Origin of the sequence: Paenibacillus pseudetheri (genome assembly GCF_924513355.1) — a bacterium.
Classification (GTDB): domain Bacteria; phylum Bacillota; class Bacilli; order Paenibacillales; family Paenibacillaceae; genus Paenibacillus_AQ; species Paenibacillus_AQ pseudetheri.
In genome coordinates this window covers 60,121-71,196 of sequence record NZ_CAKMAB010000032.1, presented here as the reverse complement: position 1 = coordinate 71,196, position 11,076 = coordinate 60,121, and the positions used below count along the sequence as shown (strand labels likewise).

The 11,076-nt window shown below is 42.5% G+C and carries 9 protein-coding genes and 2 pseudogenes; 1 reads left to right on the top strand and 10 read right to left on the bottom strand.

Annotation, left to right across the window (positions count from 1 at the left end; genetic code table 11):
- Positions 1–291 precede the first annotated feature (291 nt).
- The 5 genes and pseudogenes from L1028_RS22755 to L1028_RS22735 form a co-directional block, all read right to left on the bottom strand.
- Positions 292–765, bottom strand: coding sequence for a NanQ anomerase/TabA/YiaL family protein (locus L1028_RS22755; RefSeq protein ID WP_234539988.1), 474 nt, complete (start codon positions 763–765; stop codon positions 292–294).
- Positions 766–980: 215 nt separating this feature from the next.
- Positions 981–1,835: a MurR/RpiR family transcriptional regulator gene (locus tag L1028_RS22750; protein WP_076300453.1), complete on the bottom strand. Its 855-nt coding sequence runs from the start codon at positions 1,833–1,835 to the stop codon at positions 981–983.
- Between the two features lie 23 nt (positions 1,836–1,858).
- Positions 1,859–2,731 (bottom strand): ROK family protein, encoded by an 873-nt coding sequence (locus tag L1028_RS22745; protein ID WP_234539986.1) that lies wholly within the window; start codon positions 2,729–2,731, stop codon positions 1,859–1,861.
- A gap of 23 nt (positions 2,732–2,754) precedes the next feature.
- On the bottom strand, positions 2,755–3,444 hold the full coding sequence (locus tag L1028_RS22740) for an N-acetylmannosamine-6-phosphate 2-epimerase (RefSeq protein WP_234539984.1): 690 nt from the start codon (positions 3,442–3,444) through the stop codon (positions 2,755–2,757).
- Between the two features lie 31 nt (positions 3,445–3,475).
- Positions 3,476–4,087: pseudogene (locus tag L1028_RS22735) on the bottom strand (dihydrodipicolinate synthase family protein).
- 549 nt (positions 4,088–4,636) lie between these two features.
- On the opposite strand from L1028_RS22735, the gene L1028_RS22730 reads away from it, so the two are divergent.
- Positions 4,637–4,822 (top strand): hypothetical protein, encoded by a 186-nt coding sequence (locus L1028_RS22730; RefSeq protein WP_042130754.1) that lies wholly within the window; start codon positions 4,637–4,639, stop codon positions 4,820–4,822.
- Between the two features lie 112 nt (positions 4,823–4,934).
- Here L1028_RS22730 and L1028_RS31540 read toward each other — a convergent pair.
- The 5 genes and pseudogenes from L1028_RS31540 to L1028_RS22705 all read right to left on the bottom strand — a co-directional run.
- Positions 4,935–5,219, bottom strand: a pseudogene (locus L1028_RS31540) (aminoglycoside phosphotransferase family protein); the annotation flags it as partial.
- Positions 5,220–5,317: 98 nt separating this feature from the next.
- The gene (locus L1028_RS22720; RefSeq protein WP_234539981.1) at positions 5,318–6,592 is read right to left on the bottom strand and encodes a Gfo/Idh/MocA family protein; all 1,275 of its coding nucleotides are present in this window, start codon (positions 6,590–6,592) and stop codon (positions 5,318–5,320) included.
- Positions 6,593–6,684: 92 nt separating this feature from the next.
- The gene (locus tag L1028_RS22715; RefSeq protein WP_234539979.1) at positions 6,685–8,367 is read right to left on the bottom strand and encodes a response regulator; all 1,683 of its coding nucleotides are present in this window, start codon (positions 8,365–8,367) and stop codon (positions 6,685–6,687) included.
- A gap of 13 nt (positions 8,368–8,380) precedes the next feature.
- Positions 8,381–10,114 carry a sensor histidine kinase gene (locus tag L1028_RS22710; protein WP_234539976.1) on the bottom strand — a complete coding sequence of 578 codons (1,734 nt, stop codon included), beginning with the start codon at positions 10,112–10,114 and terminating at the stop codon, positions 8,381–8,383.
- A 45-nt stretch (positions 10,115–10,159) separates the two neighbouring features.
- Positions 10,160–11,044, bottom strand: a complete 885-nt coding sequence (locus L1028_RS22705) for a carbohydrate ABC transporter permease (protein WP_042191389.1) — start codon at positions 11,042–11,044, stop codon at positions 10,160–10,162.
- Positions 11,045–11,076 lie beyond the last annotated feature (32 nt).

Sequence of the window (11,076 nt, the reverse complement as noted above, 5' to 3'; positions counted from 1 at the left end):
TTATGGTATTCTTCATAGTAACAGCTCCTTTCGCATGTAGCTCTGAAATGGTTGTCCTTTTAACTTCCATTTTAACCTACGGTGTGCGAACAGGGGCTGCCTTTCGTTCATCATAACTATAATTCTAGTGTTTTGACCCTAATGTAGAGAAATAGAAAGCTGTACTTCCCTGGGCAGACGATGACCGTGCATTTCCACGAATCCATGAAAGTGATCTTTAGTCATTGTATAATTTCCTATGCAATAAAAAAGATGACTCCTTATGATTTTCAGAAGTCATCTGCTCAGATTCTATGAATTTAATAATCCTACGTGGATCTTAATAACAGCCTTCTTGATCTTCATGTCCGGTTGACCCATACCAGGTCTGTGTAGATCATGCGGGAAAAAGACAGCCCACATCCCCGGCTTCAAAGTTAACAATATTTCATCGGATGACGGAGGATAAAGTGCATAATCTGCTTCGGCATCGTAAGGCTTAGTAGCCTCGATCCCTTCTTGCAGAGGGGACCAACCGATTGTTTCTTCACCTTCGATCAGATAATGCACATCAATATAAGCCTCATGCTTTTCAGCAACCTGTTCCTCCAGCGACTTCGCCTCAAGAGCCATAATCGAAACGTATATCTCGTTACCGCGGATCTCGATTCGCCCGAGATCAGGTTCGTGTTGTAAGATGACTTTCAATTCCTCAATAGCCTCTACAATGACTGAATTCTCGTATCTGCTATGCTCTTCCCAAGATGACAATGAACCTAAGATCATAATGTCTCATTCTCCCCACATCTCAATTATCTTACTGAGGTTGTTCAAAAAGTCCGCTTTTGATCACGAAGTAGCCCAAGAAGCTTACTCGACATCGAATATTGAATTCAAGCGAAGCTTCCGGTGCTCACGTAGCTTCCACTACGCTCCGCTCCTCAGTTTCTACCTTCATCCAATCTTCTCGGTGCTGAAAACCATACTTTTTGAACTCGCACTTATAGGAGCTTCTCACTAACTGCTGCAGCTGTTGTTTCTTTATTGATAATGGACTGCTCACTAGTCTTTTTGAAATATTCCACATATAAAATATCCAGCAGATAGAGCTGTGAGATCTTAGCAGATAATGAACCGCCCTGCAGAGGACCCTCATTAGCACCACAAAGTAAGGTAAGATCCGAATACGATGTTAAAGGTGACTTTTCAAATCTCGTAATGGATACTACCTTAGCGCCTCGTTCCTTCGCCTTTCTTGCAACCTCGATACTATCTTTAGTTGAACCGGAGTAAGAAATGATTACAGCTACATCTCGGTTAGACATCAACGCTGCAGACATCATCTGAAGATGTGAATCCATCAAACACTCCGTTTTGTTTGTAATGCGCATAAATTTAATTTTGGCTTCCATCGCCGTGATTAATGAAGATCCCACGCCGAAAAATGATACTCGTTCCGCGTTTATCATATAATCAATAGCTTCATTGATCTTCTGTATATCAATTAAATTATAGGTCTCGTTCAGTGCACTTACATTTGTGGTCAGCACTTTGGAAGCCACAGCTTCAGTAGTATCGTCCATTAGAATTTGATCCGTAAGCTGCGGGATCTCATTCTCCACAGTGATACTATGAGCGAGTGCAATCTTGAACTCTTGATACCCTTTATAACTTAAAGATTTGCAAAATCGAAAAATACTTGATTCACCTACATCGCACGCATCTGCAAGATCAGTAATCGACATATAGACAACACTTCTCGTGTTCTCCAGGACGTAGTCCGCTACCTTCTTCTCCGTATTCGTCAAATTATTGTACTTGGAATGAATAGAAGAAAAAATACTGATTGTTCGCAAATAAGCCCCTCCTTTACAATGATTTAATGTGCGAATAAAGAGGAAGCGCCAAGCAAGCCTGCTTTATTCCCAAGTGAGGCCTTAACAATTCTTACACCCGCAAAACTCTCCATAATTAAAGACTTCGCCCGTTCCTCTACCCTTTGAACTAAATCTTTTTGCTCCATAACACCGCCCCCAATAATTATAGCCGATGGATTGAAAATATGAATAATAGAAGCTAAACCCACAGAAACCTCAGTTACCCATGAATCCAAGATCTGTTTAAGAGCTTCGTCCCCTTTGTGAATTTTATCAAAAAGGACTTTTCCGTCTATACATTCGGGATCTGCCTGCTGAGCCATCTTGACTAAAGCAGTGGTTGAAGCATACTTCTCATAAAAAGGCAGTCCCTCCACCGCATCTGACAATGGATGTGTCAGGATATGACCAAATTCGGCCGCCACCCCATCTGCTCCTTTATAGATTTGGCGGTTCATTACAATGGCACCACCGATGCCCGTGCCAAACGTCAAGCATAAGAAATTGTTAAAGCTCTGGGCAGCACCATAATGAGCCTCGCCTAATGCTGCTGAATTCACATCGTTCTCTACCATAACAGGTTTATGAAAATGATTAGTTATAATTTCCTTAATCTTCATCCCAGTATATCTAGGTATATTTTCGTTAGCATAGACTATAATTCCTTCTTCAGCATTGACTTGACCGGCCGTACTTATAGCGATGGCATCATAATCATCATTCTCTGCAATCTTATCAAGCAATCTTGAGATTATATGAGGCCCTCCCAAGTGGCTCTCAGTTGCATACTCCTTAAAGTTATGAACATTCCCAAGTTTATCGCATATACACATCTTGGTATTGGTACCGCCAATATCTACAGCGAGAATTCTCATCCTTATCTACCCTCTCCGGCATTCTACTGAATAGCGTCTACAAACCTTTTGGTAATCTCCATTGGTCTTGTAATCGCTGAGCCGACTACTGCTGAATAAACACCTAGATCAAACATTTTCTTCAGTTCTTCAGGAGTGGAAACACCGCCTTCAGCTATCACAGGCACAGAAAAGTTGCTTACGATTTGTTTGACTAGCGCAAAGTCTGGAAGTGAGCGGTCTTTTGTATACTCTGTATATCCGCTTAAAGTGGTTCCCACAAGATCAAATCCCAGTTCAACAGCCTTTGCAGCCTCCTCAAATGTAGAGCAATCTGCCATAAACAACTGATCTTTGTACGTCTCTCTAATGTTAGGAAATAGTTCTGAGATATTAGATCCATCTGGTCTAATCCGGTCCGTCGCATCCATAGCAATGATATCTACCCCTTCGCGGTAAAGCTCATCTACTTCCTTCAGAGTTGGTGTAATAAACACTTCAAAACCTTCATATACCCTTTTGATGATCCCAATGATAGGTAGATCCACTGTTTTCTTAATTTCTTGAATATCTGCTACACTATTTGCCCGAATACCTGAAGCACCGCCCAAGTAGGCTGCATAAGCCATTCTTCCCATTATAAACGGACTATGCAGCGGTTCTTCGGGTAAGGCTTGACTGGAGACGACTAGTTTATGTTTTATCTTTTTAAGTACATTATTTTCAGTATTCATCAGTAACCCACTCCACATTTTTATTTATTCTTTAACTGCTACCACCAATGCCAGCATCGGCTCCCATGATTCTTCCCGCAACATACTGTTCATCCGGTCCATTAAAGACCACTACATCTTTTCCACCCACTCTTTTGAAGCGCTCAATATCCATAGGTGGCATAGAAGAATTCTTAACGCCGATAACTTTTTTATTAGCAAGCAGTTTCCCGAATAAATCTGGAGTTAGTGTTTACCCCGTAGTCTGAGGAATGTTGTAGATAATGAACGGTAGAGGAGTTGCCTCCATAATATCGCTCCAGTATTTAGTTACTGCACTATCAGGTAATTTGAAATATATAGGTGGGGTTGCTGATAGCGCATCATACCCTAAGCTCGCCGCATGTTTTGCTAATTCGATACTATCTCTAGTGGAAGGGGCTCCTACATGAGCAATCAGTATCATTTTACCTTTCAGGTTACTAGCTACATAGCTAAGTACCGCTTTGCGTTCGTCCAGACTCTGGTAGATACATTCTCCAGAACTGCCTCCCACATAAACACCATGAACTCCTTTTTCAAATAAGTAATCACATAAGGCATGCGTCCGGGATTCCGAAATATTCCCTTGATCGTCATAGCAAGCATAGAAGGCAGGTATAATTCCGTGGAACTTGTTGAGTGTTTATTGATAATCCCCTTTAAGATGTGAGCGGTTTCTTTTCTACATATTCAAGATATCACTTAAATTTGATTCTGTAAATTATTTTCTCTATTTTTTAAAAAATAAAATTTATTTCCACCAAAAGAACAATCATTACTAGAAAAATAGTTTCATTTAAGTGAACGCCCATAAAATAAGACCTTATTTTCCATTTAGAAATACAATATCGTACGATATATGCAGCTCTAGTTATAATCGGAGAAACACGATCTACGACCTTAAAGTCATCTGCTGGCTTGGTAATTACTAGAAATCCTTTGCGGCTCTCAAGGGCAATAGATTATCCTTTTAAATGCAATATAAGTGTCTCCTACAAGGAGACACTTTTCTCCATAGGAAGCACAAACCCTAATTAACACACAATGTTCACTTAAAAGCTGTGTTTTTCACGTGGACACAGCTTTAAAAAACTAATTTCCATGTTATAATGAAAGCGTAACCAGAACAATACAAAATATATTGTTTCTTCGCCAAAGGAGGCTGGAGGAAATGCTAGCAGGTCTTAAGGAACTTAAAAATTGGGTAACGGAAAATTGGAATCCAACGATGAATTCAGGTAATGAGGATTATCAAAAAATGGAATATTCTGTGCAACGCCACTTGCACACTCCAAGATCCCCAAAACCACTCACCTATGAAGAAGAAGCTCGTATCAAGACTGTTAAATTCCATTAATCTCACCACCTTTAGATACAGATTGACCCTATAATAGAATCTTGTCCTAAGGCCGCAGATCCGGAAGTCATTCCAGTAGAGCGGTCTTTTATTATGCCTTGAGATGATGTAACGGGTAACGATCTCCCTCCTTATTTAGATCATAAAGCCCAGGGGTCTGAATTCCATGTTGTGTTAAATCCTTATTGTTTAATTCAAATAACTCACTTCCATAGGACTATTCATTTATATCTTCATTCGCTTTTTCTTCTTCAAAATAATTCATAGAAAGATCCCACACATACAAAACGCAGGAAAATCCATTACTGCACTCCATCTTGTAGACCACCTTTTGTGCGCCACCATGCATTCGTGAAACACGATTAACTAAATAACTGGTGCCAAAAACCCTTTCCATATTGACTCGATTTCTTGAATCAAATACATACCAAAAAACCTCCCTCTTCATGACGGCATCCCATCACTTCGAAAGAGGCTTCCTAGTATCATTTTATCTTATACAGACATTTCTCCTTTCTTCTGCAAGTCCGAAAGCTTGATAGCCTGACCTGCGTTCAATCGCGAATGTTCCGACGCGAATGCGATCAAATGACTCTGCAGGGATGCCGTCGCCGAGGTCAAGCCTTGCGATGGATTGCTGTCGAATTGACGCACATTCCTCAGGAATGAGCTTACCATACGGTCATCGCCGCCTCCATGACCATCGCCTTCCACATTGCAGCCAATCTCAACCTTCTCGCCCGATACATAGCGGTACAGTGTGAAGGATCCTTTATCCATATCCCCGATGATCTCGCCTTGTGTTCCCATAATTTGAACCCGACGTGTGCCGCTCTGTGTCAGCCCTGACATGATGAACGATGCATTCGCTCCGTTCTCGAACTCCATGTTAACCACCTGGTGATCCACGACATTATTATCGCATCGATACACGCAGCGACCCCACGGTCCTTCTTTCAGCGCCTTCAAGATCCCCTCTTGCGACAAATCATTCGTCATATAGCGAGCCCAAGGGTGTTCGGGGGGCTGCATATATATTTTCATCGCCGAGAAGGCGCATTCCTTCTCAATCTCGCAGCCGTTGATACAGCGATCCGTGGAGCCTTCTGGAGCGTTCTCCGCCCTGAAATGCAGTAATGATCCGTACGAGCTCACGCTTGTACACGGTTGATTCATAAGCCAGGAGATGAGATCCAGATCATGGCATGATTTGGCCAAGATCATGGGACTCGTCTCCTCCGAATTGCGCCAATTCCCGCGGACATAACTGTGTGTCATATGCAGGTAGCCTACATTTTCAGTTAATTGAATTGTACCTATCGTTCCGAGTTCACCGTCTTCGATACATTTTTTGATCCCAGACCAGAACGGGGAATATCGCAGGACATGGGTTACGACGAGCAATCGCTTATACCGAAGCGAAGCTTGCTCCAATTCGATGCATTCTTCCATGGAAGGAGACATCGGCTTCTCTAGCATGACATGATAGCCTAGCTCCAGCGCTTTCATCGCTGGTATATAATGCATCCGATCGAGCGTAGCAATTATCATCACGTCCGCAATTTGACCCTGATCGAATACTTTCTCCCAAGAATCGTAGACATGCTCTGGGGCAATTCTATGAATCTCTGCAAATCGATTTCTACGTTCATCATCCGGCTCAGCTACGGCAACAATCTTTAATTCATTCGGGAACTTCTCCGCGTAGGGCCCATAAATATATCTTCCTCGACTGCCAGCGCCAAGTAATACAGCTGTTAATGTTCTCAAGACTACTCCTCCTCTTGCGCACCTAGTGTACTTCCATTGTAAGGCGGTAGGAACGGAGGCAAAAGAGATCGTTACTGACATTTCATATACATTTATTGACCTTGATTCTGTATATGGGTCCTTGCCATACGGAAATCTTGCGGCGTCGTTTCGTTCTGCTTCTTGAAGAAGCGAATAAATGCAAGCGCTGAGTTGTACCCCAGGGCAGCAGCAATTTCATTCACTTTCATCGATGTGTTGAGCAGCATATCTTTGGCAATCAGGTTACGATAGTCGTTCACATATTTAGATAACCCCATTCCAGTGATTTGCTTATAAAGTCGGGACAAATACGATGGATTCAAGCTCACGTAATCGGCCAGCGCATTTAAGGAAATATCAGTGGAAATATGTTCTTCAATATATCGATGTACCTTATTCACGACCTCTGTCGGCAATTGCGTACCCCGAAGCGCATTCCATTCGAAGAAACAATCCGCCATTTGCGAGAAGTATTGAATCAGCTCCGACCATGATGCGGAATGTCCATAGCGATATAACTTATCCAGATCCATCAGCGTATTGATGTAATCCCGAATTTCTCGATTCTTATAGATATAGAACAGAAAAATAGCTGAAAGCGAATGATACAGTTCGATCTTCCGCTCATTCGGCGACTCCTCATCATTCCAAATGGACGTTAGTTCGGCATACAGCTTGTTGAATTGCTCCCGATGATTATTCTCGAGACAAGACATCAGCAATTGAACACGGGCGTGATAAAAGGCATCGTGGTAGTTCCCACTCAGATCACCGTTCACTTCTCTTTGAATGTCTTTATCGGTCAATATGACCTCATTAAATAATCCATGTCCTTGTACCAGGCCGTATTTGATCGAGTGAAACCGATCAGATATGTTATCCCATGTCGTTGCTTCACTTCCAAGAAGGAAAGAAACCGATAAACCCAGCAATCTCTTGCAATTTCCCTGCACAGTCTCCAGAATACCGCTTGTATACCGATGAGCTCTGATCCAATCCTGATCCCCGTATTCGATAGACGATTTATCCGGGATTTTCGGTTGAATCATCCAGACGATTTTGGATAACTCGAATACAACGGAATAGCATCTGACCTGCGTGGACAAATACTCATCGCAAATGTTCTGTACGGCGTAAGTCAATAACGCTTTATCCGGCGTCGTGAACATTTCTTTCCATGCGTCTACCCTGCCTATGAGCAAGTAAACCGGCAATGTCGCATCAAGCGGGATATCGATTTCTTTGAACGCCTGCTTTAATTGGCTATCCGATACATGCTTGCCTTGAAAAAGCTCCCATACATATTCTTTTTGCAGGGAGGGCAATGCCAGCCTCATTTTGGATTGTGCTCTAGCGATCATCTGTTCTTGGTTATTTTCTTCTTCAATTTTCTCAATCGCCCGTTCTACGGACTGAATGATCTTCTCATCACTTTCGACTTTCAGAATATAATCGAACCCACCGTACGTAATTGCGCTCCTTGCATAATGAAAATCATTGTATCCTGTTAAGAAAATAACTTTGCAGGCCGGCCACTGGGATTTGATTTCCCGAAGCAGCTCAATCCCTTCCAGTCCAGGCATCTTAATGTCTGAAATCACGATATCGATACGATGATGAGACAGTACCTCCAGTGCTTCTTCACCTGAATATGCCTTCATAACTTCGAGTTGCAAATGATCGGTCTCATCGAATAGCTCCAGAAGACCATCGACAATAATGGGAAGGTCATCGACGATTAGCAGTCGGTACATGCTGATTCCTCCTCTAGTTCGCGCTCAGATTGATTCTTACTTGAAGTCCACCAAGAGCAGAACGTGACACTGTAATGCCATATTCCTCACCGTACCGCAGCTGTATTCTGCGATGCACATTTATGATTCCGGTTGTTTCCTCCATCCGAGTGGTGGATTGACGCAGCCGCTTCTGAAGCTGTTCGATCTCCGCATCGGGGATGCTTCGGCCATTATCTTCGACATAGATGGAGAAGACATCGCCCACCCGCTCACAATGAACCCATAGCTCACCCTGCTGAATCATATTGCCCAAGGCATGCTTATAAGCATTTTCGATGATCGGCTGCAGAATCAGCCTCGGCACGAAGAGATTGGGAACATCACCTTCGAACTTGACTTGAATACGGTCTCCGTAACATATGGTTTGCATGTCTACATACGTGCGAGAATGATTGACCTCCAGCCCCAGTGGAATATCATCCTCGTCATTGCGAGTAATGAACTGAAAATATTGTCCGATGTACAGGCAGAATTGATAAGCCTTTTCCTTCTGATTCTCGGATTTAATTAACCGGCACAATACAAAAAAACAATTATATAAAAAATGAGGATTAATTTGCGATTGCAATCGTTTCAGTTCGGAACGCTGATTCCTGATTTGCTGCTCGTAATTTTCCTCGATTAGTGTTTTTAAGGATCGGATCGTACTATTAAAAGCTTGGTACAAATACCCGAACTCATCGGCTCCGCGATCGATCACGATCGGTTCCAACCTATTCTGCTGAACGCGCCGAAAGGAATGCACAAGTTTCATTAATGGCCGATAGATAAATCGTAATAGAAAGTAGGAGAAGAAAACGACAATACCCACAGCTAGCGCGCAAGCCCACCAGAACAATGTTCGATAGATCTCAAGGGAACCCAAGATCGTCTCTTCGGGAATGCACATAATCGAATAGGAATTCCAGAGACTGGAGTATTTATATACCGTAAGAAACCGCTTACCATTATACATAATCGTTTCGTATCCTTCATCTTTTTGCAATTCCCGCTTATCCGCAGCGAAGGATTTCATTTGTTCCAGCAGTTCCTGATCCATGTCACTCTCGATCTCCCAACCACGTTCCAGATTGAGCAATACACTCTGTCCACCACGCGAGCTGCCGATTTGAGATAACGTTTCTCTGATTTTGGTAGTGGATAATTCAACCGCTACGATATAAATCGGATTTTTAATGGTATTAATGGGGTATTGCATAGAAATAAATAATCTATCATTCCAGTAAATGAAAGGTTCTTCGTATAATCTCTTATTTTGCTGCATAGAAGCATACTCCTGCTTATTCATCGAAGTTTCAAATTTATTGCTAAGAATCGTTCGGTCGATAAGAGGGATATACGCCCTTGCTTCTTGAATAAATGGACTTGAGTTCTTCATCAATTCAAGCCGTCTTTGGATATCTAATATTTTTTGCGCACGATCGTAATAACTCATGTAATTGCCTGTAGTTGCAATTTCCATCAAGTCTTTGTCCATCACATAGTTCGGCAAATAACGGCTGATCCGGTCTGCTTCCTTGTCGAGTGAATCCAGATAAAAGCGAGTCGTATTTAGAATAGACTCGGAAATTTCACTCCGAATATTCTCCGAACCCTTCTCATTAATCAACCAGGTAATCGCCATGAGCGGAAACAAGGCTGCCAGAAAGGCAGCCATTATTTTCTGGAATATAGAGGAATCTTTAATCAAGAATCGGATTTTCATCGTTTGTTCTCCTGCAATGCAATGTCTTAGTTTAAGTGCCCTATTCTATTCTTTGACACTCCCCATCACAATTCCTTTAATGAAGAACCGCTGCAAGAACGGATACACGATAAGAATCGGAAATGCTGCTACGAAAATTTGAGCTGCTCTGCTCGTACGATCGGACAATTTGATCATTAATTCTGCCCTCTCAGGTTTAATAAAGCGGAAATCCATTTTGATAATAATTGTCTGCAGGAAGGTCTGAAGCGGATAATTCTCGGGATGATTCATGTAAATCATACCGTCAAACCAGCTATTCCAATGCCCCACCATGGTGAAAAGACCTGTCGTTGCCAATGCCGGCAACGATAGCGGCACATATATTTTCCATAGGGTAGTAAATTGACCCGCCCCATCGAGCAGCGAAGATTCCTCAAGTTCTTTGGGCAGACTGCGGTAGAAATTCAGCAGCAGAATAACGTTGAACACCGTGACCGCTCCTGGCAGCACCAAAGCCCAGATTGTATCGAGCATACCTAGGTTCTTCACGGTTAAATAGTTGGGAATAAGCCCGCCACTGAATAAAATCGTGAATACGAAGAACCATGAATAGAAGGTCCGCAGCCGAAATTGGCGAGAATCTTTGGATAATGGATAGGCCGTGATAATCGTCAGGAACATGCTGATTGTCGTTCCCATAAGGACCCGCTGAATCGATACCCAGAATGCGCGTAAATATTCAGGTTTTCCAAATACGTTAGCATAAGCAGCCGTTGTGAATTCAACTGGCCACAGGATGACTTTTCCGGCGGATGCTGCCTGCCCGGAGCTGAACGAGAGCGCCAAAATATGAATAATAGGCATGAGGCATAACAAAGATACGGATGCCAGAAAAATAAAATTACATATCAAAAACAATTTTCTTCCGAATGATCTGTTAGTACGCACGATGTGTCTCCCTTCTGAATTACCGCCGATTG

Coding starts and splice junctions, on each gene's coding strand:
- L1028_RS22755 (WP_234539988.1), bottom strand. CDS start 765: ATGATCTTAGGTTCATTGTCATCTTGGGAAGAGCATAGCAGATACGAG.
- L1028_RS22745 (WP_234539986.1), bottom strand. CDS start 2,731: ATGAGAATTCTCGCTGTAGATATTGGCGGTACCAATACCAAGATGTGT.
- L1028_RS22740 (WP_234539984.1), bottom strand. CDS start 3,444: ATGAATACTGAAAATAATGTACTTAAAAAGATAAAACATAAACTAGTC.
- L1028_RS22730 (WP_042130754.1), top strand. CDS start 4,637: ATGCTAGCAGGTCTTAAGGAACTTAAAAATTGGGTAACGGAAAATTGG.
- L1028_RS22715 (WP_234539979.1), bottom strand. CDS start 8,367: ATGTACCGACTGCTAATCGTCGATGACCTTCCCATTATTGTCGATGGT.
- L1028_RS22710 (WP_234539976.1), bottom strand. CDS start 10,114: ATGAAAATCCGATTCTTGATTAAAGATTCCTCTATATTCCAGAAAATA.